At 55.9% G+C, this 13789-nt stretch carries 15 protein-coding genes; 11 read left to right on the forward strand and 4 right to left on the reverse strand.

Annotated elements, in window-relative coordinates:
• Positions 1-4 precede the first annotated feature (4 nt).
• From ABLV12_RS03315 to hpxK, 5 genes are read left to right on the forward strand one after another with little or no spacing between them, the layout of a single operon-like run.
• A complete protein-coding gene (locus ABLV12_RS03315) occupies positions 5-670 on the forward strand; it encodes an amino acid ABC transporter permease (protein WP_049095551.1) in 666 nt (221 codons plus the stop codon).
• Positions 670-1326: an amino acid ABC transporter permease gene (locus tag ABLV12_RS03320; RefSeq protein WP_064373104.1), complete on the forward strand. Its 657-nt coding sequence runs from the start codon at positions 670-672 to the stop codon at positions 1324-1326. Before ABLV12_RS03315 ends, ABLV12_RS03320 begins: the two co-directional genes overlap by 1 nt.
• Positions 1307-2047, forward strand: coding sequence for an amino acid ABC transporter ATP-binding protein (locus ABLV12_RS03325; protein WP_004100907.1), 741 nt, complete (start codon positions 1307-1309; stop codon positions 2045-2047). Before ABLV12_RS03320 ends, ABLV12_RS03325 begins: the two co-directional genes overlap by 20 nt.
• A 10-nt stretch (positions 2048-2057) precedes the next feature.
• Positions 2058-3299, forward strand: coding sequence for an alanine--glyoxylate aminotransferase family protein (locus ABLV12_RS03330; RefSeq protein ID WP_004100908.1), 1242 nt, complete (start codon positions 2058-2060; stop codon positions 3297-3299).
• Entirely contained in the window at positions 3296-4558 is a 1263-nt protein-coding gene (gene hpxK, locus ABLV12_RS03335) for an allantoate amidohydrolase (protein WP_064396752.1), read from the forward strand. Before ABLV12_RS03330 ends, hpxK begins: the two co-directional genes overlap by 4 nt.
• Positions 4559-4639: 81 nt before the next feature.
• Here the strand turns inward: hpxK and ABLV12_RS03340 are convergent, their stop codons facing one another.
• Positions 4640-6349, reverse strand: a complete 1710-nt coding sequence (locus ABLV12_RS03340) for a pectate lyase (protein WP_064396754.1) — start codon at positions 6347-6349, stop codon at positions 4640-4642.
• A gap of 72 nt (positions 6350-6421) precedes the next feature.
• Complete coding sequence (locus tag ABLV12_RS03345) at positions 6422-7123, reverse strand: oligogalacturonate-specific porin KdgM family protein (RefSeq protein WP_004100915.1); 702 nt, start codon at positions 7121-7123, stop codon at positions 6422-6424.
• 682 nt (positions 7124-7805) lie between these two features.
• On the opposite strand from ABLV12_RS03345, the gene ABLV12_RS03350 reads away from it, so the two are divergent.
• Both ABLV12_RS03350 and ABLV12_RS03355 read left to right on the forward strand, forming a co-directional pair.
• Positions 7806-8390, forward strand: coding sequence for a LuxR C-terminal-related transcriptional regulator (locus ABLV12_RS03350; protein WP_064396757.1), 585 nt, complete (start codon positions 7806-7808; stop codon positions 8388-8390).
• 120 nt (positions 8391-8510) lie between these two features.
• Entirely contained in the window at positions 8511-9284 is a 774-nt protein-coding gene (locus ABLV12_RS03355) for a nucleotidyltransferase domain-containing protein (protein WP_348866775.1), read from the forward strand.
• A gap of 19 nt (positions 9285-9303) precedes the next feature.
• On the opposite strand, the gene ABLV12_RS03360 is transcribed toward ABLV12_RS03355, so the two are convergent.
• Complete coding sequence (locus tag ABLV12_RS03360; RefSeq protein ID WP_004100918.1) at positions 9304-9777, reverse strand: DUF2938 domain-containing protein; 474 nt, start codon at positions 9775-9777, stop codon at positions 9304-9306.
• A gap of 83 nt (positions 9778-9860) precedes the next feature.
• Here ABLV12_RS03360 and ABLV12_RS03365 point away from each other — a divergent pair, with 83 nt between their 5' ends.
• From ABLV12_RS03365 to ABLV12_RS03375, 3 genes are all read left to right on the forward strand, one after another.
• On the forward strand, positions 9861-10259 hold the full coding sequence (locus tag ABLV12_RS03365) for a MerR family transcriptional regulator (protein ID WP_004100920.1): 399 nt from the start codon (positions 9861-9863) through the stop codon (positions 10257-10259).
• Between the two features lie 33 nt (positions 10260-10292).
• Complete coding sequence (locus ABLV12_RS03370) at positions 10293-10607, forward strand: hypothetical protein (RefSeq protein WP_004100922.1); 315 nt, start codon at positions 10293-10295, stop codon at positions 10605-10607.
• A gap of 366 nt (positions 10608-10973) precedes the next feature.
• Entirely contained in the window at positions 10974-11876 is a 903-nt protein-coding gene (locus ABLV12_RS03375) for a GGDEF domain-containing protein (protein ID WP_016807385.1), read from the forward strand.
• A 1-nt stretch (position 11877) separates the two neighbouring features.
• Here ABLV12_RS03375 and ABLV12_RS03380 read toward each other — a convergent pair whose 3' ends face one another.
• Positions 11878-12711: an AraC family transcriptional regulator gene (locus tag ABLV12_RS03380; protein WP_064396764.1), complete on the reverse strand. Its 834-nt coding sequence runs from the start codon at positions 12709-12711 to the stop codon at positions 11878-11880.
• Between the two features lie 252 nt (positions 12712-12963).
• Here ABLV12_RS03380 and ABLV12_RS03385 point away from each other — a divergent pair, with 252 nt between their 5' ends.
• Complete coding sequence (locus ABLV12_RS03385; RefSeq protein WP_004112048.1) at positions 12964-13731, forward strand: phytanoyl-CoA dioxygenase family protein; 768 nt, start codon at positions 12964-12966, stop codon at positions 13729-13731.
• The last annotated feature ends 58 nt before the right edge of the window (positions 13732-13789 follow it).

Raw genomic sequence — 13789 nt, forward strand, 5'->3', positions numbered from 1 at the left:
GGGCATGACGGAGCAACTTCATTTCTCTGCGCTCTGGCCGCACTGGCCGGAGCTGCTGGCGGGGCTGTGGGTGACCATCCAGCTAACGGTGCTGGCGACGCTCGGTGGCCTGACGATTGGCATCTTCGGCGCCGCCATCCGCAGCGGGCGGCCCACGTGGTTCAGCCGGGTTTGGGGCGGGTATGTCGAATTGATTCGCAACACGCCATTTGTGGTACAGCTGTTTTTTATCGTCTTCGGCTTACCGAACCTGGGGCTAAAGATGACGGCGGGCGAGGCCGCGCTGCTGGCGATGGTGGTCAATCTTGGGGCCTACAGTACCGAGATCGTGCGCGCCGGTATTCAGGTCACGCCGAAGGGGCAGTGGGAAGCAGGGCGCGTGCTGGGGCTGACCCGGACGCAGACCTTTATTCAGGTGATTCTGCCGCCCGCGCTGCAGCGCATTTATCCGGCGCTGGTGAGCCAGTGCATCATCGTCATGCTCGGTTCGTCGGTAGTGTCGCAGGTCTCTTATGAAGAGCTGACCTTTGCCGCTAACCTGATCCAGTCGCGCACCTTCCTCAGCTTTGAGGTCTACCTGGTGACGACAGGAATTTATTTGGTGCTGTCGATAACGATGCGCCAGCTGCTGATGGCGGCAGGACGAAAATGGCTGGGGGTGCAGGCATGATGACCACCTTTACCGATTGGGACATTGTTCGCAATCTGCTGCTGGCCGGGCGCTGGACGGTGCTGCTGTCGCTGGTGGCGTTTCTCGGCGGCGCGCTGGTCACGCTGCCGCTGCTGCTGCTGCGCATGACCGGCGGGCGCCAGATAAAGCGCCTGATCCGCGGCTATGTTGAGCTGTTTCAGGGAACGCCGCTGCTGATGCAGCTGTTTCTTGCCTTTTTCGGCGTGGCGCTGTTCGGCCTCGACGTTTCGGCTTGGACCGCGGCATCGCTGGCGCTGACGCTGTATACCAGCGCGTTTTTGCTCGATATCTGGTTTGGCAGCATCCGCGCGCTGCCAAAAGGGCAGTGGGAAGCATCGCGCTGTCTGGGGCTGAGCTTTGGCCAGACGCTCTATCGGGTCGTTGCGCCGCAGGCGCTGCGGATCGCCATCGCCCCGACGGTGGGGTTTGCCGTGCAGGTGATTAAGGGCACGGCGCTGGCGTCGATTATCGGCTTCGTTGAGCTGACCAAAGCGGGCACCATGCTGACCAACGTGACGTATCAGCCGTTTAAAGTCTTCGCGCTGGTGGCGCTGGGCTATTTCATTCTGTGTTATCCGCTGTCCCGCTACAGCCGTTATCTGGAGAACAAATTCAATGCCTCTCATCACCATTAATCAGATGCAGAAGTATTACGGCGATAATCACGTGCTCAAGGGCGTCGATCTGGATATCGATATGGGCGAAGTGATCTCGATTATCGGCCGCAGCGGGTCCGGCAAAAGTACGCTGCTGCGCTGCATCAACGGCCTGGAAGGCTATCAGGATGGCAGCATTAAGCTCGGCGGGATGACTATTACCGACCGCGACTCGCAGGCGCGGGAGATCAGCCGCTCTATCGGCATGGTGTTCCAGAACTTTAACTTGTTCCCGCATATGACGGCGCTGGAAAACGTGATGCTGGCGCCGCGTCGGGTGCTGAAGAAGAGCGCCGCCGAGTGTCGGGAGCTGGCCCAGCGGATGCTGGAAAAGGTCGGGCTTGGCGACCGGCTGGATTACTACCCGTCCAGTCTTTCCGGCGGTCAGCAGCAGCGCGTGGCGATTGCCCGCGCGCTGGCGATGTCGCCAAAAGTTTTACTCTGTGACGAGATCACCTCGGCGCTGGATCCCGAGCTGGTTGGCGAAGTGCTTAAAGTGCTGGAGCAGCTGGCGGCGGAGGGCATGACGCTGATTCTCGTGACCCATGAAATGAATTTTGCCCGCGAAGTGGGCGACCGCGTGGTGTTTATGCATCAGGGGCGCGTCTGGGAGCAGGGGGACAGCAAAACGCTGTTCGCTAACCCGCAGACCAGCGAACTGAAGCAGTTTATTTCATCCGTGCGCGGCTTAAATCAATAAGGAATCAAAAATGGACATGACACAGTTTCCGCAACTCAATCCGCCGGCGCGTCTGCTGATGGGGCCAGGCCCGATTAACGCCGACCCGCGCGTGCTGCGCGCCATGTCGAGCCAGCTGATCGGCCAGTACGACCCGGCGATGACCCATTATATGAACGAAGTGATGGCGCTCTACCGCGGCGTATTTCGTACCGAAAACCGCTGGACGATGCTGGTGGATGGAACCTCAAGGGCCGGGATTGAGGCGATCCTGGTTTCGGCTATTCGGCCGGGGGACAAGGTGCTGGTGCCGGTATTTGGCCGCTTCGGCCATCTGCTGTGCGAAATCGCCCGCCGCTGTCGGGCGGAAGTGCACACCATTGAAGTGCCGTGGGGTGAGGTGTTTACTCCGGACCAGGTGGAGGATGCCATCAAACGTATTCGTCCGCGCCTGCTGCTGACGGTGCAGGGCGACACCTCCACTACGATGCTGCAGCCGCTGGCGGAGCTGGGGGAGATCTGCCGCCGCTACGACGTGCTGTTTTACACCGACGCCACCGCTTCGCTGGGCGGCAACCCGCTGGAAACCGATGCCTGGCAGCTGGACGCGGTCTCGGCGGGGATGCAAAAATGCCTCGGCGGCCCGTCCGGCACCTCGCCGATTACCCTCAGCGCGCGCATGGAGGAGGCGATTCGCCGCCGCAAATGCGTCGAAGAAGGGATTCGCACCGATGCCCACCGCGACGGCGACGAGGAGATGATCTACTCCAACTATTTCGATCTCGGCATGGTGATGGACTACTGGGGACCGGAGCGCCTTAACCACCATACCGAGGCCACTACCGCGCTGTTCGGCGCCCGCGAATGCGCGCGTCTGATCCTCCAGGAGGGGCTGGATAACGGCATTGCCCGCCATAAGCTGCACGGCGATGCGCTGCTAAAAGGCATTCAGGCGATGGGGCTGGAGACCTTCGGTGACCTGAAACACAAGATGAACAACGTGCTTGGCGTCGTCATCCCACAGGGGATAAACGGCGACCAGGCACGCAAGTTGATGCTGGAAGATTTCGGCATTGAAATCGGCACTTCGTTCGGCCCGCTGCACGGCAAAGTGTGGCGTATCGGCACCATGGGCTACAACGCGCGTAAGGATTGCGTGATGACCACGCTCAGCGCGCTGGAGTCGGTACTTAACTATCTCAAATTCCCGACCACTCAGGGCGCCGCGATGCAGGCCGCGTGGGATCACTATCGCAGCGAGAGCGCGCAATGAGTCAAGCACAACGCCAGCAGGCGGATATGCAGCAGGCCGCGGCCAGGGTGTTGGCCCGCGCCGATGAGCTGGCGGCGATCAGCGAAACGCCGGACGCCCTGACCCGGGTTTATCTCTCTCCACAGCATCTTGCGGCTAACCAGCGGGCGGCGCTGTGGATGACCCAGGCCGGGATGACCGTCTGGCAGGACAGCGTCGGCAATATTTGCGGTCGCTATGAGGGTGAGCAGGAGGGCGCGCCGGCCATCCTGCTGGGGTCGCATCTTGATACGGTGCGCAACGCCGGGCGCTATGACGGTATGCTCGGCGTCCTGGCGGCGATTGAGGTAGTGCATCGCCTGCATCAACAGGGGCGACGGCTGAAAAAAGCCATTGAGATTGTCGGCTTTTGCGATGAAGAGGGGACGCGTTTCGGCATTACGCTGCTTGGCAGCCGCGGGCTGACCGGTACCTGGCCTGAGAGCTGGCTGGCGCAGACCGATGCCGATGGCGTCAGCGTGGCGCAGGCGATGGTGCTGGCCGGGCTGGATCCGGCGCGCATTCACCTGGCCGCCCGCAGCCAGGAGGAGATCGCCGCGTATCTGGAACTGCATATCGAGCAGGGGCCGTGCCTGGAGCAGGAAGGACTGGCCTTAGGCGTAGTGGAAGCGATTAACGGCGCGCGTCGGCTGAACTGCCGCTTTACCGGCGAGGCGGGACACGCCGGGACCGTACCGATGAGCCATCGGAAAGATGCGCTGGCCGCCGCCGCCGAGTGGATGGTGCAGATAGAGTCTCTGACCCGCGAACAGGGCGGAAACCTGGTCGCCACGGTGGGCACGCTGCGCTGCGCGCCCGGCGCGGTTAACGTTATCCCCGGCGACGTTACGCTGACTCTGGATATTCGCGGACCGCACGACCAGCCGCTCGAGGCGCTGCTCGAGACGCTGCTGACGGGGGCACAGGCGATTGCCGCCCATCGCCAGCTGCAGTTTAGCGCGGAAGAGTTTTACCGCATTGCCGCCACCGCCTGCGATAGCGGATTGCAGCAGGTACTGAGCGAGGCGGTGCAGGCGGTGCAGGGGCGTTCGTTGAACCTGCCGAGCGGCGCCGGGCATGACGCTATCGCCATGGCTGAACGTTGGCCGTCCGCGATGCTTTTTGTCCGCTGTAAAGGCGGCATCAGTCATCATCCTGCCGAGTCGGTCACCGCCGACGATGTGGCGCTGGCGATTGAGGCCTATTATCGCGCGGTGACGGCGCTGGATGCCGGGAAGTAAGCGCCGGGCGGCCCGGCGCGGTGCTTGCGCGGGCTGTCCCGTCGCGGTACGGTCCCCCACCGCTGGCGATGGGGCACAGTTTTATTTTTTGCCGTTCGGTTTCAGCTGCTCACCGGGTCTGAGCCTGAACAGCTCGTCATCTCGGGTGGAGTAGCGCACGGTTCCGTCAGCCATCCGATAAGCGCCTTCCGTGAATCCAGCGCCGTTCAGGAACGGAGCGACCGCGTCCGGCGTGTTGCGGAAGGCGGCTTCCAGGGCGAGAAGCGCATAGGGGGCGATACTATCGATACTGGCATATTCGGCCTCAGGATCATCGACAAAAAAGCCGTTGAGGCGCTGCTTGTTGATGATGTTCGCGCCGATGCGATCCGCCAGCGTCAAATAATCCCGCAGCCCGGTGGCCTGCCACAGGTCGATAAGCGCGAAAATCGCATACGGCTGATGGTTCTCCGTTTGGCTATTCAGCCTGCGGTTTGCGCCGCCGGGTTCACCGATATCGCCTAACCCCTGGCCTTTCGCGATGCCGCGGGCGACCTTCCAGATGGCATGATCCGGTTCAAGCGTCCAGGCGCGGGCATAGGAGAGAAGAAATTCATTTCCCGCCGGATAGGCTTTGAGTACCGTCCCTTTTTTTCCATAATAGCCATCGCGTTTTAACGCGTAGTCGGAGAGATCCGTGCCGTTGGCCAGCATCGGGCGGAAGGTATTATTCTGCTCATCGTAAGCGTAGGTCGCGAAGGCCTTGAGGCCATCAAGAGTCCATTTTTTGAGATCGTCACCGTCTTTGCCGAGCGATTTTGCCAGGGCAAGCTGCATCAGCGCATTTTCTGAATAGAGCGTACTGGTTCGGCCCTTAAGCAGCATATTGCCTTCCAGCGCGTCCGGGCCCAGTTCCGGGCCAAACTGACGCTGCGCGCGGTCGCCGTATTTCGAATGCGTGTCGCTGTCATCGCTGGTATCGGCGCGTTTTAACGGTTGGGTAAACTGGTATACGCCCAGCCCGGTCTTCTTATCTCGCGGCAGAACGTACTGTTCGGCCAGCCGTTTTGCCCACGTCAGTGCGCCAGCGTCACCATCGTATTGATACAGCAGCGATGCGGAGTAGATCAGGTCGTTGCCGGCATTGAGAAAGCTCAGACCTTTGGTGGCGAAAAAGGGCGGCTGTTGGACAAAATCACTTTGCCAGAGCGCGCCCATCGGTTTGCCGTACTCCCCGTGGCGGCTGGTTTCCAGCGTTTTCCAGTCGTAAACATGGGCATTCCAGAAAGCCTTGATAAAGCGCGCGGTCGCCTGGTCATCGACGGCAAACATCATGTCGTAATAGGGATAGGCATTCTTAAGTTCATGAACCCGCTCTTTTTCACTTGGGCCTTGAGGCTGCAGCGTTTTTAAATCAACAAAACGATGCCCTCCCCATAGCAGCAGCCCGCTCGCATCCTGATAGTGGTCAAAGTAGTAGCGTATATTCTCCGCGACCCGCTGTTTATATTTTGTTTCGCCGGTCAGGTTGCTTAACCCTACCAGCACCCGCATCAAGTTTTGCTGGGCAGAGAAGTTCGACAGCACGGTCACTTTACCGTCCGGAAATACCCATTCCATTTGTTTGCCGGTGCGTGGGTCCACGCCATTAGCCAGCAGGGGAGAGTGATGCCCGTACCGATCGCTTGCTTTGTCCAGCACGACGTCGGCGAACTGCTTTACGCTGCTCAGGCGCTCGTTCTCCTGGGCACCCGCATTCAGTGAGAAGAGACTCAGAACGCCCAATGCCAGGGTGATTTTTGCAATCTTCATTATTTTCCTCTTAATGAAAATAAGGGTTTAATTAAACCCTTATTTATTTTTTATCTGACTGACAGGACGTTATCAGAAGGAATATTTCACGCCAACGCGATAGCGCGTTTGGCGTTCATCGGTGGATTTACTACCGGAAACGTTGCCGATGGCCATATAAGGAGACCAGTTTTTATCAAATTTATAGGTCAGCTTAAAATCATGGGTCCAGTCATAGCTTTCGTTATCCGCTAAAATAACCCCGGCGGAGTTGGCTTTTTTATAGTCCAGCTCATAATCCAGTTGATAATCTTTGAGGAATTTCCAGGAAATAACGCTGGTCAGATTATAGCCGTTCTCCGAGGTGTCTTTAGACGTGCCAATATTGCCTGAATTGCGCTTGTAGTAAGGGCGATAGCGCAATGAGGCGCTGAGATCGTCGGTCAGATTCGCTTTACCGCGCAGATAGGGCCGATAGTTATTTGAGGACGAACTGGTATCCAGAGAGAAGCCGGGCTCAATCTGGAAGGTCTTATTTATTTTATGCACATAGCTTGCCACCACTTCGGTGCCGTTACTCACGGTTTCATCATAGGCTTTATTCTTATCTTGCGAACCTTTCCATTTTCCTTCCAGCGATAAGCCAAAGCCATTGGCAAAACGGTGAGACATCAACAGACGATCTTTATGATTGTTCCCGGCTTTGTCATTCGTTTCATGACGATAATCAAAGGTCACCGCGTGAGCAGCAATACTGATGAAAGGAATTGTGACTAATAATAATGAGCGAAACATAGGGTGCCTCTACTTTTTTTATTTTCCAAAGGTACAAGAAATGAACTGCCGTAAAGCAGGCAGAACGATACAAATGAAATTTTTAAATGGTTGTGTGGTGCCGGGTGCCTCCCGGTGAATCAGGCGCTGACTTCCTGATCCGTCTATAAAAACGAAACGTCGATGAGGGTATTCCTCTATTCAGCATGACCCCGCCGCTTAGGGGGATTCACCACACATTATTCTTTATTCCCCGGGGATGACGAGTTTGTACTGCTTGTGATTTTATTGAAAATAACTTTTACACAAAATGAAATGATGTTTTGAGATCAAGATCTGAATATTTAAAAGAGTGATTAAATAATTTTTATGACATTTATAAAGATAATCCTAAAGAAAATTAACATTTATAATCATGGGTTTGTGGTATTTTTGGTGTTTTTTCTTTTGGTCTATATACGGCTTTAATTGAATTAACGGTAATCTTATTCCTATATTTTTAAGGGTCTATTTTGTTAAAAATTAAAAAATACTCCGGCGGCATCAATGGTTAAATCGGGGCTAATGTTTGCGATGTGCTTTAGTTAAACGAAAGCTAAACGGATAGGTTCGCGGTATTGATCTGCCTGACTGACGACATAACACTCACAAAAACACGTCCATGTGGAAGGATAATAAAAGACGGTGACCTCGGGGCTACAAGATGACCATTTATGGAAAGGATCGTGTATTTATTTATGGAGTAGAAAAGATACTGCAGGCGCTTAGCGATGAGGCGGGAACGGAGGCAGAGAGCGATGCGGCCTGCATGTACGTCACCCATGGGATGGATATTCAGGAGATCTATGCTCTTTTCTTCCGCCACCCGCCGGAGCACTACGCCATCTTCATCACCTCCGAACGCCATTTTGAGGCGATCAACTGCCTGTTTCCGGGCCTGTTAAAGCTCTGTTTAGCTGAGCGGTTGACGGTAGACGAGCTGCATCAGGCGTTAAGGGTGATGCGCCTGTTCTCGGCGCAGAACCAAAGCGTGGCCTATTTGCCCACCAGGTTGAATTTTACCCATGCGGAGCGACAGATTATGCGGCTCAGTTTGCGCGGCCATTCCCTGGATGATATTGCCCGTATCCGTGGGGTTAGCCCCTCTACGGTCAGCGTCCAGCGTACCCGGCTGATGAAGCGTATGGGAACCAAAAGCCTGCAGGAGCTATGCTCCCTCTATGCGGCAATGCGCGCCAGCGATCGCTCACGCACTCCGGCTAAGCTGAATGAGGATCGCGGTTATTGATTAATGCAGCCCGTTGGGTAAGCGCGAAAGGCGAACGCGAGATAATATTGTTTGCCCGTCAGGCGCCAACGTACTGCCCGCAGGTTGTTGCGGGCATACCGTCAGTAAACAGGAGAAAGAATGGCTGTCGATCGCAATGGCGACATTGCCCTGCCAATAGTGAACGCAATGCAGCCCGAATTCGCCCGCGTAGTGGACGGGGTCGTGGCAACGCTAACCCGGTGCTTCCCTGAACTGATGCATAGCCTTTATGTTTACGGTAGCGTGGCGCAAGGACGAGCAACGCCCGACAAGTCCGATCTCGACATGAGCGTGATATTCCACGATCGCCCCGATCGGGCCACAGCGGCGCGGCTCGCTGAGATTAAGCGTGAACTGGAAAAGAGCTATCCGGTTGTCAGTAAAATCGATTTTGATTGCGGTGTGCTGCCGCAAGTCCTGCACCCGGATCATACGCTGAGCTGGGGATACTGGCTTAAACATCATTGCGTCTGCGTGTACGGCGAAGATCTGAGCCGCCGGTTTGCTCCCTTTAAACCGGCAAAAGCTATCGCCGTTGCCCTAAATGGGGATTTCCTGCCGGTACTGGAAAAATTCATGGCACAAATACGCTCATCCGCGGATAAGAATGAAGGGTTACAGCTGCAGCGCGCTGCCGCACGCAAAATCATCCGCGCAACCAGTATCCTGCGTAGTGAGTACGACAAAGACTGGCCGGACACCCTTGCTGAGCACCATGGTAAGCTCATTGCCCGCTATCCTGAAAAAGCTGATGACATGGATTACCTGCTGGCAGTGAGTCATGAACCTCAGGGAGACCTGGCCGACTTTGAAAAAAGGATTCTGGCTTTTGCCCGCTGGCTTAACGTCAAGTTTCATCGTCGTCAAAGCTGAGCGGAAAAGCGCCCTGGCCTCATGCTCTGCTAACCATAGCCGTGATATAAAGTCCGCATCCCCAGGCCAGGTGCGTAAGCACGCTCAGCAAGCGAGCCAGCCACGGGCGAGGTGTTTGTGACGCCGCAATGCCGAAGCCCAATGCGGGTTGAAGAATCAAGAACGGCGCAAATAACGTTAGCACGCCTGCCAGCAGGCCTGCCGTCAGCGTCGGCTCGTTTAACCAGACGGTTCCGTTCAATGCCAGCGGGACAAAAGCAAAAATGGCCCCGGTCAGGTAGTGAAACACCCAGCCGATAACGCTCTCTCCACGCAATGCCGGCGTGGAAGCGATGGTATTATGGCAAAGCTTTCCTCTGAAAAGCCATGCAATCCAGCGACCCACCAGCGCATAGTTTAGCGGCGGCAGCTTGAGCAGGTATTTTTGGCCGAATGACCAGAGATCCATTATCAGCGTCGCGCCAATACCCGTTATGACCGTTTTTACTACCATCATCGTCTCCAGGGTGTACTCCTTTTCCAATGCATGTCAGGCTGGTAGCCAGTGTGCAACTTGAAGCGAGGTTTAAGTCAACCATGAAAGCCCTCGATATCCGGGAAATTGCCGATCTTTCTGGCATAAATCCCTCCGCGCTGCGTTATTACGAAAAAAAAGGATTAATTCAGCCTGTTGGCCGTAACGGTTTACGACGGCAATATCACCAAAATGTGCTCAATAAACTGCAGCTCATTACGTTGGGGCAGGCGGCAGGGTTTACGCTGGATGAACTTGCCGCGATGTTTGGTTCGCAAGCCGGGGTCACGATTAACCGGGGGCTGCTCCTCCAGCGGGCGAAAGAGATTGATGCCACCGTGCGCAAGCTGCAGCTGTTAAGCCGCGGGCTGAAGCACGCAGCGCGCTGCACGCAGCCGGAGCCTGTTCATTGTGAAGAGTTCAAAAGAGTGGTGGCGAAAGGGTTGAGGCTGGTTGGCTGATTAATTACTTCAGACTGTGATGAGAGCATTATAATGGACAAAAATTTTACACCTGAGCAAATCGAAATCATTAATCGCGTGGTTTTTGCGCGCGTCGAACAAATGAAAGAGCAAGTGACTGACCTTATTGCGCAGACAGAGCGCGATGCGCACCAGCAGCTGGCGGATTGCGGGATTGATATGACCGATTTCTGTCCGGCTAATCAGCACTTTCTTATGATGACAATCGTCCAGGCGCTGATAGATCGGGTGCACGGCGGCGACAGGGCCCTTGCCCGGAAGATAATAACCATGGAGGCGAAGAGACTGAACGTCAGCGTTAACGTTGAAGCTGATAGTTCGAGATAGCCTTGAGGCTGAGTCTGCGGCGGACCAGAGCGTTATAAACTGCATCAGTACTGCCTTGTTTGCATAGCAGAGTCAGCCCCTTCAGCATCGGCCATCGGGCTAAAAATGGAAGACCGCTCCCGGAGTCCAGAAAAGGCCTTTCCCCCAGCACCGATTGCCACATCCTCGTAGCGTTAACTCTTTATTATTCGCGCCACTGACTTCGTCGCCATGGATTGGTAGTAGGTTGGAACATTCCGCGGGGTCAGTCCACTCTCTTCTGCTCGCTGCTGCGCATCGTCAGGCTGCGCGCCTTTAAAGTTCGCTCAATCGCTCTGCGCTGTTATGCTAAAAGTCTGGCAAGCCGCGCTGTTAAGAGACCTGACCATGCCCGAACGCGAGAAAAACATCCATATTCAACCCTCATCTTCAATCTCCCGCACCCATATTCTACCGGCGCTGCTGGCGATCGTCGCCGTGACCGGACTGTGCGCGTATATCTCGTCGCCGCTGGGGCCGTGGCGCGAAATTTTGATTAATCCCGGAATGTATATCGATCTGCTGGCGCTGCTATTTCTGCTGTTTATGCTCTGGAGCTCCACCAAAGTGCGCATGAATCACGTGGCGGTTAACTGGGTACGCTACGGACTGCTGCTGTGGATTGCCGGCGGTACGTTCGATCTGATGGATGAAATCTTTCACCAGCCGCGCTGGATGGGGTACTACTGCGAAGATCTGCTGCGCCTGTCCGGCATGCTGCTGAGCGCAGTCGGGGTCTACAAAATTATTGAGCGCATCAATCTGCTGTACGTTGATGCGCGTTCCCAATCATTAAAGGATGAGCTGACCCAACTGCCTAATCGTCGCTTCTTTATCGACACCATCCGCGAGAAGGAGGGACGCAGGCTGGGGCTAATGATTGTCGATATCGATTACTTCAAGAAAATTAATGACACCTGGGGCCATCTGGTGGGGGACGAAGTCCTCTTTGCTCTCGGTAAGCAGCTGGCTAAGCTCACCAGCGATAAGGTGCTGCCTTCGAGGATTGGCGGCGAAGAGTTTGCCATTATTGTCGACGGAATGACGGCGCAGGAAGTGGATGAACTGGCGCAAGCTATTCTGCAAAACGCCCGGGCGATCCTGATCAACCACGACTATCCGCTGTCGATCAGTATCGGCGTTGGTCTGCGTAACAAAGGGGAACCGCAAAACCTGTTCATTAAAAAGGTCGATGACGCCCTCTATAAGGCCAAAAATAACGGTCGCGGGCGGGTCGAGTGGGCCGTCTGAGTCAACCCTGCTGCGCGCTGCGGCAGTGGCGACGATATTCTGATGGCGAACGCTCGGTGTAGCGTTTAAACACCCGGCAAAAATAGTTGCTGTCGACGAACCCGCAGTTGTGGGCGATCTCTTTTACCTTGAGATCGTAGCCGCGCAGCAGCTTTTTGGCCTTTTCCAGGCGTACGCGGGTGAGAAACTCATTAAAACCGACGGAGCCGGATTTCTGGAAAATATGCGACAGGTAATTGGGCGTAATATGAAAGCGTTTCGCCACCGACTCGCGGGTCAGGGGCTGGCTGAGATGCTCTTCGAGATAGTCCTGCACCGCCAGAAACAGATCGCGACTGCGGCTGACGCGCATCTCCAGCCCCACCAACTGCTCAAGGCAGTGGCTTAACAGGGCCGCGACCACCAGCCTGGCGGTCACCGCATCCGGCTGCAGGCAGATTTCATTAAGCGATAGCAGCAGATAGGAGCCGACGCGCGGCCCGAGGCGGGCAACGTTCTGCTTTTCCGTGCGCAGCTGCTTGCCGTCCCAGTACTGAACGCAGAATCCGAGCTTCTGGCGGCCAAAGAGGATGCTTAACGTCGATGCCGGCCCGGTCCACTCCGGCAGCGTCCACTTGCCCGCCTGAACGTAGAGCACCTGCGAGGCGGAGAGCATCGTCTCCGATAGCGGCAGCCCGCTCTCCTTAAGTTCACCCTCAAGCACAATTTCCAGCCGCGGAAAGGGCACTTTAAACGCCAGCGCAGGCTCGGAGATATCCGGGTCGGGGAATCTGACGTGCAGATTATCTTTCTGATTTACTAAACGATTTAAAATATCCGCCAGATCGTCAATCATTCCGTACGCCTTAGAAGAGAACAATTATCTTGTTGATTATAATCTATTTTATCAGTGGTGATTTGTTCTGTGTCAGGCTGGGTCGCGAATGTTTGCCCTACAGAAAGAGGAAAAAAGCTGGATTTTGATAGCCATCACACTTTTCTTCCTCGCGTACGCTTGTCCAGTTTTTCGTAGTTTTGGCCTCATGTATTCCCGGTCGGTGCAGATTAGAGTTTGTTTTGTGTTATCGATAAGTTAAGGAATAGAAATATGGAACAACAATCTGCGGTTTATCTGGATGCGCTGGGGGCGAATGTTGCGCTGAGCCCGACAATGAAACAGGAACTGGATACCCAGGGCTACACCGTCGTGCATAACGTGGTGGACGCGGAGTGGCTGGCAGCGATGCGCGAGCTTATCGACGCCATCGTCGAGAGAGAGGGCGACAGTCTGGCCATTGAACACCACCAGGAAGCGACCGCCACGCGCATTGCCAACCTGATTAATAAAGGGGTGATTTGGGAAAAGGTCTGGTCGCACCCGCTGATACTTTCCGCCTGCCGGTATATTTTTCAGGGCGATTTTAAAGTCTCCAGCCTGAACGCGCGGGAAGCGTTATTTAACGGCGGCCATCAGCCGCTGCATGCGGACTGGAAAAAACCGCGTCCTGACTTTCCGAAAGTACATCTGGTGAATACGATATGGGCTATCGATGACCTGAGCGCTGAAAACGGCGCACCGCGCATTATTCCCGGCACCCATTTGCGTCCGGAGCTGCCGGAAGAGGTGCTGGACGACCCGGAGCTGGCGCATCCTGATGAAGTGGTGTTCGCCGCGCCGGCGGGCAGCGTGATGATTTATAACGCCCACGCCTGGCACGGCGGGACGCGCAACCGCGTCGGCAGCAGAAGGCGGGTGCTGCACGGCTTATATATCGACAGAGCGGATACCGCGCAGCAGGATCAGCAGCGCTGGCTGACGCCGGAAACCGCCAGCCGTTTGACCCCCGCGCAGAAATGGCTGCTGGGGGTGGCGTAAATTAAATTGCCGAAACACGGTGTTCCCGGAGGCGGTGCTGCGCACCTGTCCGGGCTAC

The sequence above is a fragment of the Klebsiella sp. CN_Kp100 genome (assembly GCF_040065315.1).
Taxonomy (GTDB): domain Bacteria; phylum Pseudomonadota; class Gammaproteobacteria; order Enterobacterales; family Enterobacteriaceae; genus Klebsiella; species Klebsiella oxytoca.

Bases quoted from the DNA above. Each gene is read 5' to 3' on its own strand.
- ABLV12_RS03315 (WP_049095551.1), top strand. From the start codon at position 5: ATGACGGAGCAACTTCATTTCTCTGCGCTCTGGCCGCACTGGCCGGAG.
- ABLV12_RS03320 (WP_064373104.1), top strand. From the start codon at position 670: ATGACCACCTTTACCGATTGGGACATTGTTCGCAATCTGCTGCTGGCC.
- ABLV12_RS03325 (WP_004100907.1), top strand. From the start codon at position 1,307: ATGCCTCTCATCACCATTAATCAGATGCAGAAGTATTACGGCGATAAT.
- ABLV12_RS03330 (WP_004100908.1), top strand. From the start codon at position 2,058: ATGGACATGACACAGTTTCCGCAACTCAATCCGCCGGCGCGTCTGCTG.
- hpxK (WP_064396752.1), top strand. From the start codon at position 3,296: ATGAGTCAAGCACAACGCCAGCAGGCGGATATGCAGCAGGCCGCGGCC.
- ABLV12_RS03340 (WP_064396754.1), bottom strand. From the start codon at position 6,349: ATGAAGATTGCAAAAATCACCCTGGCATTGGGCGTTCTGAGTCTCTTC.
- ABLV12_RS03345 (WP_004100915.1), bottom strand. From the start codon at position 7,123: ATGTTTCGCTCATTATTATTAGTCACAATTCCTTTCATCAGTATTGCT.
- ABLV12_RS03350 (WP_064396757.1), top strand. From the start codon at position 7,806: ATGACCATTTATGGAAAGGATCGTGTATTTATTTATGGAGTAGAAAAG.
- ABLV12_RS03355 (WP_348866775.1), top strand. From the start codon at position 8,511: ATGGCTGTCGATCGCAATGGCGACATTGCCCTGCCAATAGTGAACGCA.
- ABLV12_RS03360 (WP_004100918.1), bottom strand. From the start codon at position 9,777: ATGGTAGTAAAAACGGTCATAACGGGTATTGGCGCGACGCTGATAATG.
- ABLV12_RS03365 (WP_004100920.1), top strand. From the start codon at position 9,861: ATGAAAGCCCTCGATATCCGGGAAATTGCCGATCTTTCTGGCATAAAT.
- ABLV12_RS03370 (WP_004100922.1), top strand. From the start codon at position 10,293: ATGGACAAAAATTTTACACCTGAGCAAATCGAAATCATTAATCGCGTG.
- ABLV12_RS03375 (WP_016807385.1), top strand. From the start codon at position 10,974: ATGCCCGAACGCGAGAAAAACATCCATATTCAACCCTCATCTTCAATC.
- ABLV12_RS03380 (WP_064396764.1), bottom strand. From the start codon at position 12,711: ATGATTGACGATCTGGCGGATATTTTAAATCGTTTAGTAAATCAGAAA.
- ABLV12_RS03385 (WP_004112048.1), top strand. From the start codon at position 12,964: ATGGAACAACAATCTGCGGTTTATCTGGATGCGCTGGGGGCGAATGTT.